We start from the raw sequence: 17,423 nt of genomic DNA on the forward strand, positions 1-17,423 counted from the left end.
CATGCTATTTGAAGATTTTGACCTAGATCCAATGCTTTTAGATTCATTAAAGGCCATGGGACATTTGAGCCCGACCACAGTTCAACAACAAACATTGCCAATGGCGATGGAACAACGGGATATTTTAGCTAAAGCGCCAACAGGTACCGGTAAAACGGCCAGCTTTTTGCTGCCGGCATTACAACACTTGATTGATTTCCCAAGACGATTCAATGGTCAAGCCCGTGTGTTAGTCCTAACCCCAACACGTGAGCTTGCTAGCCAAATTCATCGTTACGCTTGCCACCTTGCCACCGATTTAGATCTCGATATTGGTATTATCACCGGTGGTGTGCCATACGGCCCCCAAGAAGAACAACTTGAAGACAATGTCGATTTATTGATTGCCACTCCCGGTCGCCTAGTTGAATATCTTGATAAAGGCCAGTTTGAAGCAACAGAAGTTGAAATCCTGATCATTGATGAAGCTGACCGTATGTTAGATATGGGATTCTCGTCAGTGGTAGAAACTATCGCCATTGAGGCCCAAGGCCGTAAGCAGAATATGTTATTTTCTGCCACCCTTGAAGGCAGCGGTGTATCGCGCTTCGCGCAAGTGCTATTGAATGACCCGGTCACGATTGACGTTGACTCACCTCGCAGTGAAAAAGCCAAAATTCACCAATGGGCTCACCTTGCCGATAATCAAGCCCATAAATTTGCCTTGCTATGCAACATTCTTCAGCAAGAGTCAGTTAAGCGCACTATCGTATTCGTAAAAACCCGTGAAATTGTAGCAAGCCTTGAAGGCCAGCTGCTTAAAGCCGGAATTCCTTGCGCTTTCTTACGTGGTGATATGGAGCAGAAAAAGCGCTTCCAAGCCTTAAGTAAATTCAGTAAAGGCGAAGTCAATATCTTGCTGGCAACCGATGTTGCAGCCCGTGGTATTGATATTGAAGGTATCACCCACGTGATTAACTTTGATATGCCTCGCTCAGCCGACGCCTATGTTCACCGTATTGGACGTACTGCACGCGCAGGCGCGAAAGGCACGGCAATTTCATTAATTGAAGCCCATGATATGCGCATCGTTAATAAAATTGAGCGCTATATTGAGCAGCCACTAAAACGTCGTTACATCGACGGTTTACGACCAACGCACAAAGAAGCGAAAGTGCCTGGCAAGAAAAAAGACAAAGTGAAAATCGCTGCGAAGAAAAAATCTAAAAAAGCAAAAGCGAAAAAGAAAAAGTAAGCCTTTCTCTCGCGATTAAAAAACTGTTTAAGCCCTGAATCAATATAATGCATCAGGGCTTTTTTTTATCTAAAAATCAGTTTTATAGTGTAAAACCCTAAATAAAGATGAAAAAATCTTATGAAACATTTAATTTACATCTATCGCTTTAGCTCGCTGACGAACTCTGCTAATTTAGCGGGTATAAGACTCTAAAAGTCATGAAAAAAATAGAGTTACTCTCTGATGTAATATTTTGTATGGATACAGTTACCAATGAAACGAATCTTAAGAATCCTATCGCCTTTATTTATCCTGATCATTTTCGCAGGCTTAGCTTTTGTGCTGCTAAGTACCAAAGAAGCTCCTGAGCAAAAACAAGAACAAGCTAAAATTGCTATTGTTGATGTCATTGACGTCGAGCTACAAACAGTCTCGTTAAATCTGCCTTCGTATGGTGTTGTCAGCCCTAAATACAAAACCCAGTTAGTCACCGAAGTACAAGGCCGTTTAGTTAGCCTAGATCCAAGTTTTGTCGCCGGCGGTATAGTCAAACAAGGTCAAGCTTTAGCACAAATTGAACCTTCAGATTATGAAGCTGATTTTATCCAAGCAGAAGCTAGCCTTGCCCAAGCCTATGCAGCGCTTAATGAAGAAGTCGCCCGTGGTGAAGTCGCTAAAATTGAATTTAAAGATTTTGATGATGGCCTACCGCCAGAGTTAGGCCTGCGTATACCGCAACTGAAAAAAGAACAAGCCAATGTCAAATACGCTAAAGCCGCACTTGCCCGTGCTCAGCGAAATTTAGAGCGCACAGTGATAAGAGCCCCATTTGATGGCCTCATTAAAGCGCGTAACGTCGATTTAGGCCAATATGTCTCTTTAGGGACAAATTTAGGTGAGCTATACGATATCAGCATTGCTGAAGTTCGCTTACCGTTAAGCAACAATGATTTAGCTTACTTAGAGTCGGTGGATAACCCTGATACCTCAGTCACTTTAAGCGCTTCTTTGGCGGGTAATTCATTTACTTGGCAAGGTAATATTGTCCGCAGTGAAAACGTCATTGATGAGCAAAACCGTATGGTTTACTTAGTCGCAGAAGTTAAAGATCCTTACCTAAGACAACAGCGCGGCGAAAATGAACTCCCACTTAAATATGGCAGCTTTGTGACTGCCGTTATCACTGGTCGCACTGTCGATGGCATAGTGAAGCTACCCCGCTATGTGGTAAGAGACAATCAAGTTGCCATTGTTAAAGACGACAATACCATTGAAATACGCCCAGTTAATATCGTGCGCACCGATATTGAACATGTCTATATTAAGGGTAGCCTGAAAAGTGGTGAGCGCGTATCGATCACCGATATCAATAATATGACCTCAGGCCAGAAAGTGAAATTGTTAGGTGAAGAAGCTGACGCGCCAGATGAGGAACTAGAAGCGCCAGCAGAAAACAGTGATGAAATAACCATAGCAGGTGATCTGTAATGGATAACACTAATTCAAACTCAGCCTCCGATAACGATATCGATTACAACAAAGGCATTATTGCTTGGTTTGCTCGCAATAGTGTTGCCGCTAACTTACTTATGGCAGCCCTGCTCATTGGTGGTTTATTCAGCGCCAAATTAATTAATAAGGAAGTTTTCCCTAGCTTTGAACTTAATTTGCTGACGATCTCAGTAGCCTACCCTGGCGCTGCACCTCAAGAGATTGAGGAAGGGATTAATATTAAAATCGAAGAGGCCATTCAAGATATTAATGGTATTACCAAGGTCACCTCAGTTGCCAGTGATAGCGTAGGAACAGTCACCATTGAGGTTGAAGACGGTTATGATGTTCAGCAAGTTTTAGATGAGGCTAAGCTGCGTATCGATGCGATTTCAACCTTTCCTGACAACATAGAAAAGCCGAATATTTTCCAAATAAAACCTGAAAACAATGTCATCTGGGTCTCTGTCTATGGCGACTTAAGTCTCCATGAGATGAAAGAAATGGCTAAAAGCATCCGTGATGATATTACCGATTTACCTGCTGTCACACGTGCCCAAGTTAATGGCGTGCTAGATTATGAAATAGGCATTGAGTTATCAGAAGATAAGCTGCGTGAATATGAAATAACCTTCACTCAAGTCGCACAAGCGGTACAAAACTCTTCGATAGATTTACCCGGTGGCTCAATTAGAGCCCAAGATGGTGATATCTTGCTGCGCACTAAAGGCCAGGCCTATACTGGAGCCGACTTTGCCAACATTGTGGTTTCCACCCGCCCAGATGGCAGCCGTATCATGCTACCCGATGTTGCCACCATTAAAGATGGTTTCGAAGAGCGCATTGAATACACCCGCTTTAATGGTAAACCTGCCGCGATTATTGAAATCACCAGCATTGACGATCAAAACGCGCTGACGATTTCAGAGCAAGTTAAAAGCTATATCGCCGATAAGAAAACCACCCTACCCGCCAATGTCGAGCTAGATACCTGGGGAGATTTAACCCATTACCTTGAAGGCCGCTTAAACATGATGTTATCAAACATGTTTTATGGTGCATTATTGGTGTTTATGATCTTAGCCTTGTTTCTCGACTTGAAACTGGCATTTTGGGTTATGGTCGGCTTACCCGTGTGTTTTCTTGGCACTTTATTATTGATGCCATTAGAGCCCTTTAACATGTCAATCAACATGTTAACCCTATTCGCCTTTATTCTGGTGTTGGGGATCGTGGTGGATGACGCCATTGTCATCGGCGAAAGTGCCTACACAGAAGTAGAAAACAACGGTCACTCCTTAGAGAATGTCATTAAAGGGGTGCAAAAGGTCGCCATGCCCGCAACCTTCGGCGTACTCACCACAATTGCCGCCTTTATACCGATGATCATGGTGTCAGGACCTATGGGGATAATTTGGAAGTCCATCGGTATGGTGGTGATCCTAGCGTTAGCGTTTTCACTTATCGAATCAAAATTGATTTTACCGGCGCATTTAGCTCATATGAAAGTGAAGAAAAAGCGCCCGCCAACTAACATATTCTCAAAATTTAAACTGTGGATTAATGAGAAGCTGCAATACTTTATTCACAACAATTATCGCAACTTTTTAGGTACTTGTATTAAAAATCGCTACAACGTTGTGGCGGTGTTTGTCGGGGTACTGATTTTATCTATCGCACTGGTTGCCAGTGGCAAAGTTCGTTGGGTATTTTTCCCTGATATTCCGTCGGACTTTATTCAAGTCAACCTTGAGATGGAAGAAGGCAGCTCCGAGCTCAATACCTTATATGTGGTACAGCAAGTTGAAGAAGCGCTGTACGCCATGAATGAAAAGTTTGTCGAAGAGACTGGCTCTGACGTGTTAAAGCACAGCTTTATCGCGATAAATTCCAGTAGCTCTGGGTTTATCTTTGCTGAGCTGTCAAAAGGTGAAGATCGTGAAATTGACGGTGTCACAATAGCTGAAGAGTGGCGTAAACAGCTACCTGAATTATTATCAGTGAAAAAGCTTAATATTTCTGCCAGTACCAATGATGCCGGCGGCGATATTTCGTTTAGATTAACCTCAAGTAACTTAGAGCAACTAGCCCAAGCCTCAAAAGAGTTAAAAGCCAAACTTGCCACCTATGAAGGTGTGTTCGATATCTCGGATAACTTTTCATCTGGTAGCCAAGAGATCAGACTCAACATTCGCCCAGAAGCCGAAGCACTAGGGTTAACCCTGTCAGATCTAGCCCGTCAGGTGCGTTATGGCTTTTATGGTTATGAAGCCCAGCGAATTCTTCGTAACAAAGAAGAGATCAAAGTGATGGTGCGCTACCCATTAGAGCAGCGCCGCACCATTGGTCACCTTGAAAACATGTTAATTCGCACCCCACAAGGTGTTGCTGTGCCTTTTTCAACGGTGGCAGATATTGAGCTAGGTGAATCCTTTGCATCAATTACTCGTGTTGATGGTCGCCGAGCGATTACCATTAGCGCTAATGTGAACAAAAACACCGTTGAGCCATCAAAAGTGGTTGGTGAAATCCAAGAAGAATTTATACCGCAATTGACTGAGCGCTACAAAGAGGTCAACGCCGCATTAGATGGTGGCAGTCAAGATGAACAAGATGCCATGCTGGGCCTTTTGCAAGGGTTCTTTTTTGCCATGTTTACCATATATGCTTTGATGGCGATTCCATTAAAGTCATATAGCCAGCCATTAATCATTATGTCGGTGATCCCATTTGGCATGATTGGCGCTTTGGTGGGTCACTTCATTCTTGGGATATCCATGAGTGTATTAAGCCTTTGTGGCATTGTTGCCTTGGCTGGGGTTGTGGTCAATGACTCACTGATTTTGGTGGACTTTGTTAACCGCGCCCGCCGCAAAGGCTTCTCGTTAATGGAGTCAGCCATCGACTCGGGCTGTTATCGCTTCAGAGCAATAATCTTAACCTCAATGACGACCTTTGTTGGCTTAGTACCTATTTTGTTAGAAAAAAGCCTGCAAGCTAAAATCGTCATTCCGATGGCAACATCATTAGCCTTTGGTATTTTGTTTTCCACTGTAGTAACGCTGATTTTAGTGCCTGTACTGTACATCATTTTAGATGATGTGAAGCAGTTAACGCGGCGGATATTTAACTGGTGGTGGCAGCCGAAAAAAGAAGACGATGAAGCTTATTATTAGCGCCTAGTCCAAGTACATTAACAAGGGAGCTTAGCTCCCTTTTTTATGCCTAAAGCTCATGAAATTGGCGCTTTAGCCAATAATGCGAACTCACAAACAGATATCAATATTGGCTTAGGTTAATATCATTTAATCACACTGCAATAATGATATTCAGATGAAGCCTGAAACCACAATGTCAAAAACGAATACCACAGCAACGGCGACAAATGATACCGCAGCCAACACCTTAGTCTATGATATTCGCGGCAGTCGCTACCTTAATATTACTGGTCGCTGCACCTTAAGATGCCAGTTTTGCCCCAAACATAATGGCTCAAAACAAGTTCATCAATATGAATTATCTCTTGATAGGCAAGTGAAGCCTGACGATATTATTCCTTTATTAGGCAATGCTGCTGACTTTGATGAGTATGTTTTTTGCGGTTATGGCGAGCCAACCTTAAACCTTGAGACCTTATTAGTGGTCGCTACGCAGCTTAAAAAATCAGGTGCGAAAGTGCGTTTAAATACCGATGGCTTAGCTAACCTTTTCCATCGGCGCAATATATTACCTGAGTTAGCATCTTGTATTGATAGCTTGTCAATATCGCTCAATGCCGATACTGAAGCCCTGTATATTCAGCATTGTCAGCCCAAATTGAAACACGCATTTGCTGCTGTACTCAGCTTTATCGAAATGGCGCCCACTTTTATAAGTGATGTACAGGTGTCGGCAATCAATGGCCTTGAAGGGGTTGATATTGCCCGTTGTAAAATATTAGTTGAGCAACGAGGCGCAACCTTTAAATGTCGTCAACTGGATATTGTTGGCTAACTAAACCAAGAGGCTTCTGGATTAAGCTTTATTATTGGCTCCACTTGCCCCTATGGTAACTTTTACCTTTGAACAAAAAATTACTGAAAAACTCAGTCTCTAAGGTCAACCTTATGGGGCATTCGTGCTAACATTCACTTACCGGGACTGTTAAAAATAAGTAAGTGAATGTTTAAGAGATATACTAATAAAAACGTCTCAAAGTCTGTTTTAATCTCCACCCAAGATATTCAATGGGCGCGACAACATGTATTAGCGCTGTCTAGTCAATTATTGGTTATGCTGTTAAGTATTGTCATTTTGACTGTGCTACTGCTTAAGTTAGGCGAAAGGCGCCTACAAGAAGATTGGGCAGATAAGCGTTATAGTGAAATACAAACAGTAGGCACCCTCGCATCGGATAAAATTAACTTCCTTCAATTTCGCACCCAAGCTTTCGCGAAAGCAGAGCTTGTGAAACAATATTTAGCCAATCCATCTGAGGCGCAACGTCATAAGCTAGAAGAAAACTGGGACATATTGCTTAACAATATTCCTGAGTTATTAGGTTTAACCCTGTTTGATCCCCAAGGTAATCCACGCATAAGCTCAACAGATGCTTTTAGTAACGTCACTATCCCTGAATTTATTCTAGAAGCTTCCAATACAATGGGAGGCAATGACACTTACTACTCCAATATTCAATTTGTACCAATAAATGGCAAGTTAACCCCTTATGTTTACCAGTTGGCATGGATTGAAAATAACGACCAAAGTATTCGCGGTTACTTAGTGACCTACAACTCGGTTTCTGAAATACTCGAATCCATCAAACCGGCATTTTTTAACCATAACTCGCCATTACTGCTTATTGGCTCTAAAGGCGTGCTCTATGCGGGCGGTAATCAGCAGTTTCCCATGAAAAGACTACCTAATACATTGGGCAGCAGTATTATTCAGTCATACCCAGAATTATGGCAACACATGGCCAACACCCATTTTGGTCAATTTCATACTGACAGTGGCACTTTTGTGTTTTTAAAGGTTGAAGTAGCACCTCAAGATGCAGAGGTAAGAGAATACTATCTACTGTCTTATATTCGCCATGAGGATATCGCTGCAAAGTTTGATCACTGGCGCTATATGTTAATTTGCTTCTCTTTGATCATTACCGCGTTAGCCTCCAGTTTATTGGTGTTAAAGCATCGCTTCTATTTAGAAAGCACCGCCAATAGCAATAGTATTAATTTAGCCAGCGTATTATTTAACAGTAATCAAAATTGCTTAATAGTGAATACTAGCGGTCGCATCATCAAAGCCAATTTACAAGCAGCTAATACCCTATCAACCAGTATTGAATCACTGTTTGAGCGCAGTTTACAGCGCGTATTGTCATTAGAAGATGAGCAATATAAACAGCTCACTGAAGCCATGCGTGACAATGTCACTTGGAAGCAGGTGGTCAATTTAAATAATGACAACTGCACTATTTCACTATGTTGTCAGCCCAGCTATAAAAATAAACACAGTGAGCAATACTGGCTGGTGACCTTTGAAAACATCACCGAACTTACCCAAGCAAAGCATCAAGCATACCGTTACCAGTTATTATCTGAGAGCGCGGTAGCCACGGCATTAACGGATTCCAGCGGTCAATTACTCAAATATAACCTTAAATTTAAAAACTTAATGGCCCTCGCTGCTGACAGCAATGTCAATATCTTAAGCCTGTTAGGTAAAGACATCACCAAACAATGGGCCGATATCAATAGCCGCATCAGCTTGCAAGGGAAATGGAAGGGCCAAGTAATCGCCAGCAGTGAAACCCCTTTTGCCACTAGCTTAAAAGCCAATATTCGCTCGGAGCATTCTGTCGACGGTGAACACGAGTATTTTATCTGTACTTTTGAAAATCTATTGCCGCAAACAGCGCTAAAACAATTACCTAATCAACAAACGCCACTGAGTTCAATGGTATTGCAGCTTTCAGAATTAGAACTACATTTTAATACCCTAACAGAGTCTAGCCGTGAACAAACCTGCTTATTGATCATGGACATTAACCCTGAGGGGCTCATAAGTCACATCAGTGATATAGACCATTTAGAGCAACGCCAAAAAGACATTGAAATGCAGTTACTCATCGATTTACCCACAGGCTTTCAAATCGCCCATTGGCGTCTAGGCTCTTTGGTGATATTGCTGCCACTAAGTGATTCCGTTCAAGCACACAAATACGCCATGAGCATTATGGATAGATTGGAGCAAAATGAATTAAATGAAGGGATTAATATCGGTATTTCTGGGTATCTAGAGCAGCAGTCTTTTGAACATTATCTCAGTAATGCAGAGGTAGCATTAAGGCGTGCAAAGCAAACCGGTAACCAAAATATTTGCCAAGCCTTTACCCGTAAGGCTCGCTAATCATAGCCAGCCTTATATCATCACTACAGCTAAAGTCTAATTGGCGAATAAGCAACTTATTCGCCAATTTCTAACAGCCCACCTGGCAGTTTGCTTTGAGTAATTTCAATGATACTAGAGCGGCTCATAATAACTTTGTAACGGGCATATTCAAGTGGGCCTTTGCCATCTTTTAGCACTGCAACAAGGTTGACTTGATAGCGCCTTTCTACTGATTCGTTACTGACTTTGCCATCTTGTTCACTATAGATTTTTGCCTTACCACGCTCTAAGTGACGGGCAAATGGCACCAAGCTAAAGTTTACTTGCTCTTGGATTTTGGAGTAGCCGGCTTCAAATTCTTTGTTGGTCACCTTTGAAGCAATACGGTAATGCAGCACCACGGCATCGACTTTATTTTGCCTATGCCGCTGTTTCATTATCTCAGCGACTGCAGCGGGAATATCCTGGGTGCGGATAAAATCCAGCCATACGAACTGCTTAGCAATCACGGCTTGGGTGGTGGTATCCCTTAAAATCTGACTCCAGCGTGGACGTCCTCGCTGAATATAACGCCACATCGCAACCCGTACATCTTCTTTAAAAATTTCACGAAAACCGTATATCACCGCTAAGGTAACCACCAAACTCATGGTTAAGCCGCTAAACACCCCTTGGGCCTTAATGATCAGTGCTGATACCACCATCATCACTAACCCCGTAGCTAATCCCGTCACGAACTTTTTCAAGCCTATGCCTAAAGGTTTTAGCTCCTCCTTTAATACCACACCTTGTTGTATTAAGCGCCTTAATAACAGCATCTTATTTGAAATACGATTAGCATCTTGCTTGGTGCCGGATGAGTTATACTTTCTTTCCTCTTCACGGTAATGATGCTCAGCGCGGCATAACGCCACCAGTTGATCTTTAACATCACTATATTCAGCACTACGCGGCCGATAAGCTAAGGTTTTTAACAGTTGTTGTTCACAAAACCAGGACAGGTAATTGTCAGCATTATTGAAGTAGGATTTGAGCTTTTCATCGCTGGGCTCGTTACGGCGAAACTTTTTAAGTAACTGAGTGACCGACTCACCTAATTCAGTTAATGCGGGATAAAAGTCGTCAGGGTCAGTGATAAGACGTAATTCTTTTGCATCAGTCTCAATGGCTACGGCAAATTGATAGGCAAATAAGTTGAGGTATAAACGGAACTCTTCTTTAGTGCGTTTATTAATACTGGCAAAACGGTTTTGTACTAATGGTAGGTGTAACCCTTGAGAGTAATAAGACCGCCGCCCAAGCATTGCGCTGTGGTAATACTCTTCTTCGTCTAGGGTTTTTTCGCCAACCCCCATTTCTGTGGGTAAGTAAAAATATAAATCAAAGCTGCGCTGCTGCCCAGCCTCCATTTGATGGCTGAATTTAATCGATAATGATTCTTCTTTCTTTACTTTGACTTTAGCCACTATGGAAGTATTTTATCTCAGAGTTTGCCTTGCCTTAACTATAACGAATTTCAGCAGATAAAGGAGGCGTAAATAACTAAAACTATACCATTATTCATGTAAACGGCATGCCCAAAGCATATTGTAGGGCTTAAATTTCATTAAGATATATTTATTATCAATATCCATTTCTAAGACTTGAACAGCTATATGCAGCTGTGTTTGAGTTTGCAACTGAGCCGCTGTGGTTTTAAGCTCTTTGGCGAGGTACTTTCTCAAATAGGAATTATTTTGGTTAAACTGAGCATCGGTTAACACTAAATCTAATTTATAGGTCATGTCACCAACCTCTAGTTCAGTCAAATCGCCATCGAATGTTGCATATTCATGGTTTTTTGAACCTTTGGCATTGTAATAATTCAACTGAATTTGCTTATTTTTAACTGTTAATGCTAAAAATAGTGGTCCATGATCAAGCTCGATTGTATGCTCTTTGTCAGCGCTAAATTCATATAAATCACTCTGGCAATCAAAGGCCCATATATCTCTTGTATCAGCAAACTGCTCTAACATTAACACCGAAATACAAGAGACTACGATGAAACAGACAGTAAAAACAACACGACCAATTCTAGTTAACAAAAAATCTGTTACTGCTTTAACCACAAATATTTACCTTTTTTAGCCACGCAGGCGTTACAAAGCTATGCTGGGCTTGATCCCTCAAAACCTTGATATTATAAAAACGCCAGCGATCGGGTAGGCGTTTTTTCATTACGATGCTGACGGCTTTATTATCTTCAGCCAAAGTGGCGGAAATAGCATCCCAAGGCATGATGGGGCAATTTCTTAACTGATTAGAGATACGGTCTGCAATACTGCTTAAATCTAAATCGATTTCACTGGCTTTAGAGGCATATAAATACAGGTTAGAAACATTGCCTTGTTGAGTTAAAAACTCTCGGCTAGCATCCGGCTTCACCGATTCTTGATTATTAAGGTGTGAATGAACAAAAAATAGTGCGATTAACGTTAGCAAAATAATCACAATATACTGACCATAAGAAATCACCTTATTAGGTGAATCAAATAGGCTATTCTTACCAGAAACGACTTTAGTATAAAGAATGACACCCTGATTGGGGATTAACTCTATTAGCCTGCTATGAGAAGCGCCTAAATAATCCTGAAACAACACAATTATTTGTTGTAAATCTTCTTCTGAAATTTGCTGCTGATGCTGGCCATCAGTGGGGAAAGAGAGGCTTTCGATAGGCACAACTTGTCCGCGATGTTTTGCTAATAAGCTCAACACCCAGAATTCGTTATTATTGAGCTGCCATGTGGTAGCTTTGGATTGGTTGCTAAGCACTTTTTGCTTATCATCAAACCAACAACACCCAATTTGCATGCCTAGTCCATCTCATATTGCTCTATATATCATTAGATTATAGCGGAGCAGTAAATAGTTATTTGTGATCCACACAACTGATAGTCAGACAAGATTAAAATTCGTGAACTACGCCGCGAAATTTCGACATAAATCAACTCCAACGGCCCGCAAAAGCATACAACTGTTAACCAAGTTGCATAAAAATCACACCGAAACCAACACAGATCAACATTAACCGATACTTAGTAACACCACCCACCACCCCTAGCGAACATAAAAATCATTTTCAATAGTTGGCGAGCTTTTTTTTGCGCTAATTTTGTATCAATAAAGCTGTATTATTAAGCAAAAAAAACCGAGCATAGCTCGGTTTCTGATATGACGATTTTTTTAAGGGCGCTTGCCCCAAAAACTAATTAGAATGCATACAACAAAGTCATATTGGTTTCAGTATCAGTACTCTTTTTATCTTCAAGTGGTGCATCGTTATAACGCACAATAACAGCAAACTTCATTGCCAATGCACCAATGATATTAGCCGTTAGCGCAGTTTCAGAGCGGCCTTCTAAGTTGTCACCGTAATCGGCAACAAACAGTTGGCTAAAAGTTGAGCTATCGGTAATTTTATAGGTAAAGTTCATCATACCATGAGCAACAACACTGTCCTCAGTGTCATAACCTAATGCCAATGATTGCTCATCATCTAATTGCTTATAGATATAACCTGGACCGATTTCTGCACTCAAAAAAGCTCTTTCATTATCAATAAACTTGTAACCATAACCCGCTGAAGCAATCATTTTGTAATCAAAACCAGTAAAAGGATCGGCTTCATAGTTTGCGGTGATATACATATAGCTTTTTTCGTCGAACTGATAGTTGCCTTGAACACCGGCATAGTAACGTTTAGCAGTATTTTCACCAGAATCTTCTTTATACAAACCTTCTAGCAGGTATGCATTCTCCCAATTGCCTAATTCTTGTTTCAAACCTAAACGCGCTTTAACTGAAGAAGTATCGGTATTACCCGTTGTTAGTGTTGCGCCTAATTCAGCCTCACCAGCGAAGGTTTTATCACCTTCAACAAAGTCTGCACCAGCATGGGCAGCAAACGGCATAGCTAAAGTTACAGCTGCAGCAAGTAGCAATTTTTTCATGTCATCAAGTCCTTTAATTACAATAGTTTCAAACTCACCCCAAAAATCGAACCGAATTCTAACACTTTGATAGCGAAAATGAAAAAAACTACTCACCTATTAAAGCGATTAATACAAAACCCTAAAAACCATTTTCTATAATCTCTTGTGCTGCATCAGCTTAGCGCTGCCAAATTATCACTAAGCCATCACTAGGCACTTTTGCTGCCAACGCCCACTGCGCCAGCGCCATAACATCAATAAGCCCCTAACCCACTCGTCCACAGCCAAAGCGCACCAAATGCCTACTAAGCCTAAATCTAAATGTACTCCTAAAAAGTATGCCCCAGGCACAGCAATACACCACATAGATAAAAGGCCGATAAAAAATGGGAAACGAGCGTCGCCACTGGCTCTTAAGGCATTAATGACGACCAGATTAAATGTCCGACCAGGTTCCATTAATAGAGTTAGAATAAATAGCTGACCAACCATAGTAAGGATATCTTGGTCCTTGGTAAAAAAGGCCACTAAATGCTCGCCAAAAGCAGCAGCTAATGCCGCCACTATAGTGGTGACGATTAGCCCTATCTTGAGTGCTTTATACATTTGTGCTTCAGCAGCTTGATATTGTTTGGCGCCTATCATATGACCAATAATAATCTCATTACCAATGCCAATAGATAAGCCGAATAACAAGATAAACATACAAATTTGGAAGTACAAAGCTTGTGCTGCGAGGGCTTTATCGCCCATTAATCCCACAAAGGCGGTCACCACCATAAATTGCAGCATCCAAGAAATATTTTCTCCCGCTGCAGGCAGTCCGATATGAAAAACTTTATTAAGAAGCTGCTTTTTAGGTTTGATAATTTCAAGCAGTTTAAGTTGGATTTTGGTGTACTTAACAAATAAGTAAGCCATTAATGTCATGCCAACTAAGCGCCCTACAACCGTGCTAATAACCACACCTGCAACGCCCATTTGCGGCAAACCAAACCAGCCGTAAAGTAACAGCAAGTTGCCGCAAAAGGTAATCACATTCATCAGTAAAGTGACCCACATGGCTTGTTGGGTAAAGCCATGGGCTCGCATCCCTGCAGCAAGACACATTGCCATCGCCTCAGGTATTAAACAAATACCGACAATTTGCAGGTAAAGTTTACCATCTGGGATCAGCTCAGCAGGTAAATTCATTAGATGTAGAATTAATCCTGCACCACTAAATACCCCTAATGCCGCAACCACACCCACTAATAAATTAAACCCTATCGACGAGTAAACAACGTCGCTAGCCGTTGCCTTATTATTGGCACCGAGATATTGAGTGATCACCACACTGGCACCAATACTGACGAAGCTAAAAAGCGTAATCGATAGCTCAAATACCATGTTGCCCACTGACAGTGCGGCAACCCCTTGATAAGAAACTCGGCTAATCATTAATGTATTTAAAGCTGCGGTCAAAAAGTGCAACGCAAAGTCAAAAAATAATGGCCAAGTGAGGGAGAAAAGCGATAACTGGGCATTGGGTTTAGCGTGCATACGTCATATTCAATATAGGTAAAAGGTTAGTCAGTTCCTTCTAAAGCTTAACAATAATTTATGAGATTTCGCCCAGCTTATTGTCAATATGAAATTAAGTCCGTTTTTAAGGGCGGCGATATTGCGCTATTTACCTAAGGGATACAAGTGGTTTTAGAAAAAAAGCCATAAAAAAACCCAACGCGAAAGGTTGGGTTTTTAGTACTATTATTAATCAATTAGTTACACAAAAAGCAGCAGTAAAAAACCATTGAACATCTTGTATGCACTATTGAGTAAGTTAGTTAATTTGCGGATCTAACTCACCAGATTGATACGCTTTGTACATTGCTTGTAGTGACTTAGGCTTAATTTTAGAACCCATGCCAGCACAGCCAAACGCTTCATAACGTGTGGTACAAATGTCAGCCATTGCTTCCATTGACGCTTTTAAGAATTTACGTGGATCAAATTCAGCTGGGTTTTCAGCTAAGAATTTACGTACTGCACCTGTTGATGCTAAACGTAAATCGGTATCGATATTCACTTTACGCACACCATGCTTAATCCCTTCAACGATTTCCTCTAAAGGCACGCCGTAAGTTTCTGGGATTTCACCGCCGTACTGGTTAATGATCTGCAGCCACTCTTGTGGTACTGAAGACGAACCATGCATGACTAAGTGCGTGTTAGGAATACGGGCGTGGATCTCTTTAATACGGTCAATACGCAGCACATCACCCGTTGGACGTTGGCTGAACTTATAAGCACCATGGCTAGTACCAATCGCAATAGCTAAAGCATCTACATGAGTGTCAGATACAAAACGCGCCGCTTCTTCAGGGGTTGTTAGCATTTGCTCCATCGTTAAGATACCAGCAGCACCGATACCATCTTCTTCGCCTGCTTCGCCAGTTTCTAAACTGCCTAAGCAACCGATTTCACCTTCAACAGATACACCACAAGCATGTGCGAAAGCAACAGTGCGACGAGTTACATCAACATTGTATTCGTATGACGCTGGCGTTTTACCGTCAGCCATCAAAGAACCGTCCATCATCACAGATGACATACCTAATTGGATTGAACGCTGACAAATATCAGGATCAGTACCATGGTCTTGGTGAATACATACTGGAATATCTGGATACTGCTCAAGTGCGGCAGCCATCAAATACTTAAGGAACTGTGGACGAGCATATTTACGCGCACCCGCTGATGCTTGCACGATAACAGGGCTGTCAGTCGCTTCAGCTGCTTGCATAATTGCACGCATTTGTTCTAAGTTATTTACGTTAAATGCTGGAACACCGTAACCGTGTTCTGCAGCATGATCTAGCATTTGTCGTAGAGATATTAAGGCCATTTTTTACTCCAAAAATAGGGTGATTACTCACCTAGGTCGCTATCGCTTGGATTGATTTTTATACCCTTACATCTTGCTAATATCCGATGTAAAAGTGCTTGTTAACTTATGTCAGCAAGCACTCAAACAGTAAACTAGCAAGTATAAGAGCGGTTTTTTTCTAATTATTATCGGTTTCGTACTACAATTTTTACTCGTTATTCGCGATAAACCACGACTCATCTTGACTCAGTTGTGCCGAGATAACTCTGATAATCGCGATTAAATTCGCCGCTTAAGCTATTAATGCTTATTATTTGCCGCGTTGTTCGAGCATAGCAACGGCTGGTAACTCTTTACCTTCAAGGAATTCCAAGAACGCGCCGCCACCTGTTGAGATATAAGAGACTTTGTCTGCTATATCGTATTTATCCACTGCCGCTAAAGTATCACCACCACCCGCAATTGAAAATGCACTTGAATCGGCAATCGCTTGAGCGATACGCTTAGTCCCTGCGCCAAACTGATCAAATTCAAATACGCCCACTGGGCCATTCCATACTACAGTGCCTGCAGCTTCAATGATTTTTGCTAATGCTTCAGCGCTATCGGGGCCGATATCAAAAATCATATCTGTGTCAGCAACATCCGCCACTGACTTTAAGGTTGCCGCTGCAGTCGGGCTAAACTCACTGGCAACAACAACATCTGTAGGGACAGGGATATCGCCGCCACGGCTTTGTGCATTGGCCACTAAACGCTTAGCCTCATCAACTAAGTCAGCTTCAAAGAGTGATTTACCCACTTGATGGCCTGCTGCCGCAACGAAAGTATTAGCAATACCACCGCCTACAACTAACTGATCAACTTTAGTTGATAAGCTTTCAAGTACCGTTAGCTTAGTTGATACTTTTGAGCCACCCACAATGGCCACCATTGGACGAGCTGGATTATCAAGTGCTTTACCTAATGCAGCTAGTTCACCTGCAAGTAGCGGGCCAGCACAAGCAATAGGCGCATGTAGACCAACGCCATGGGTTGATGCTTGTGCGCGATGAGCGGTGCCGAAGGCGTCCATTACGTATACATCACATAATGCAGCCAATTTTTTAGCTAATGCTTCATCGTTTTTCTTTTCGCCGATATTAAAGCGCACGTTCTCAAACACAACCACTTCGCCAATGTTCGCAGCAACACCATCAAGGTAATCAGCAGCTAAAGTCACTGGGCAGTCTAATGCCGCTTGTAAGTAGTTAACCACTGGTTGCATAGAAAATTCAGCGTTGAATTCGCCTTCTGTTGGGCGCCCAAGGTGAGACATCACCATCACTGCGGCGCCTTTTTCAAGGGCCAGCTTAATTGTCGGTAAAGCAGCGCGTAAACGTGCATCACTGGTCACAACACCGTCACTGACTGGCACGTTAAGATCTTCACGAATAAGCACACGCTTATTGGTCAAATCCAACTCACTCATATTGATAATAGCCATGGAGAT

At 42.0% G+C, this 17,423-nt stretch carries 12 protein-coding genes; 5 read left to right on the forward strand and 7 right to left on the reverse strand.

The window, feature by feature from the left end:
* Position 1: 1 nt before the first annotated feature.
* From srmB to Q4591_RS09255, 5 genes are all read left to right on the forward strand, one after another.
* Complete coding sequence (gene srmB, locus Q4591_RS09235) at positions 2-1,234, forward strand: ATP-dependent RNA helicase SrmB (RefSeq protein WP_102476937.1); 1,233 nt, start codon at positions 2-4, stop codon at positions 1,232-1,234.
* A gap of 255 nt (positions 1,235-1,489) precedes the next feature.
* The gene (locus tag Q4591_RS09240) at positions 1,490-2,704 is read left to right on the forward strand and encodes an efflux RND transporter periplasmic adaptor subunit (RefSeq protein ID WP_102439693.1); all 1,215 of its coding nucleotides are present in this window, start codon (positions 1,490-1,492) and stop codon (positions 2,702-2,704) included.
* A gap of 38 nt (positions 2,705-2,742) precedes the next feature.
* Entirely contained in the window at positions 2,743-5,883 is a 3,141-nt protein-coding gene (locus Q4591_RS09245) for an efflux RND transporter permease subunit (protein ID WP_102439725.1), read from the forward strand.
* Between the two features lie 175 nt (positions 5,884-6,058).
* The gene (locus Q4591_RS09250) at positions 6,059-6,700 is read left to right on the forward strand and encodes a TatD family nuclease-associated radical SAM protein (protein WP_241904103.1); all 642 of its coding nucleotides are present in this window, start codon (positions 6,059-6,061) and stop codon (positions 6,698-6,700) included.
* A gap of 168 nt (positions 6,701-6,868) precedes the next feature.
* A complete protein-coding gene (locus Q4591_RS09255; RefSeq protein ID WP_102439694.1) occupies positions 6,869-9,103 on the forward strand; it encodes a PAS domain-containing protein in 2,235 nt (744 codons plus the stop codon).
* Between the two features lie 56 nt (positions 9,104-9,159).
* On the opposite strand, the gene Q4591_RS09260 is transcribed toward Q4591_RS09255, so the two are convergent.
* The 7 genes from Q4591_RS09260 to Q4591_RS09290 form a co-directional block, all read right to left on the reverse strand.
* Positions 9,160-10,551 carry a hypothetical protein gene (locus Q4591_RS09260; protein WP_102439695.1) on the reverse strand — a complete coding sequence of 464 codons (1,392 nt, stop codon included), beginning with the start codon at positions 10,549-10,551 and terminating at the stop codon, positions 9,160-9,162.
* Positions 10,552-10,641: 90 nt separating this feature from the next.
* Entirely contained in the window at positions 10,642-11,172 is a 531-nt protein-coding gene (locus tag Q4591_RS09265; RefSeq protein WP_133126407.1) for a hypothetical protein, read from the reverse strand.
* 16 nt (positions 11,173-11,188) lie between these two features.
* A complete protein-coding gene (locus Q4591_RS09270) occupies positions 11,189-11,941 on the reverse strand; it encodes a hypothetical protein (protein ID WP_102439697.1) in 753 nt (250 codons plus the stop codon).
* 398 nt (positions 11,942-12,339) lie between these two features.
* Entirely contained in the window at positions 12,340-13,080 is a 741-nt protein-coding gene (locus Q4591_RS09275; protein ID WP_102439698.1) for a DUF481 domain-containing protein, read from the reverse strand.
* A gap of 180 nt (positions 13,081-13,260) precedes the next feature.
* Entirely contained in the window at positions 13,261-14,604 is a 1,344-nt protein-coding gene (locus Q4591_RS09280; RefSeq protein WP_303460680.1) for an MATE family efflux transporter, read from the reverse strand.
* A gap of 280 nt (positions 14,605-14,884) precedes the next feature.
* The gene (gene fba, locus Q4591_RS09285; protein WP_102476934.1) at positions 14,885-15,949 is read right to left on the reverse strand and encodes a class II fructose-bisphosphate aldolase; all 1,065 of its coding nucleotides are present in this window, start codon (positions 15,947-15,949) and stop codon (positions 14,885-14,887) included.
* A 292-nt stretch (positions 15,950-16,241) separates the two neighbouring features.
* Positions 16,242-17,417: a phosphoglycerate kinase gene (locus Q4591_RS09290; RefSeq protein ID WP_102476933.1), complete on the reverse strand. Its 1,176-nt coding sequence runs from the start codon at positions 17,415-17,417 to the stop codon at positions 16,242-16,244.
* Positions 17,418-17,423: the final 6 nt, after the last annotated feature.

Source organism: Shewanella sp. 3_MG-2023 (genome assembly GCF_030548765.1).
GTDB lineage: Bacteria > Pseudomonadota > Gammaproteobacteria > Enterobacterales > Shewanellaceae > Shewanella.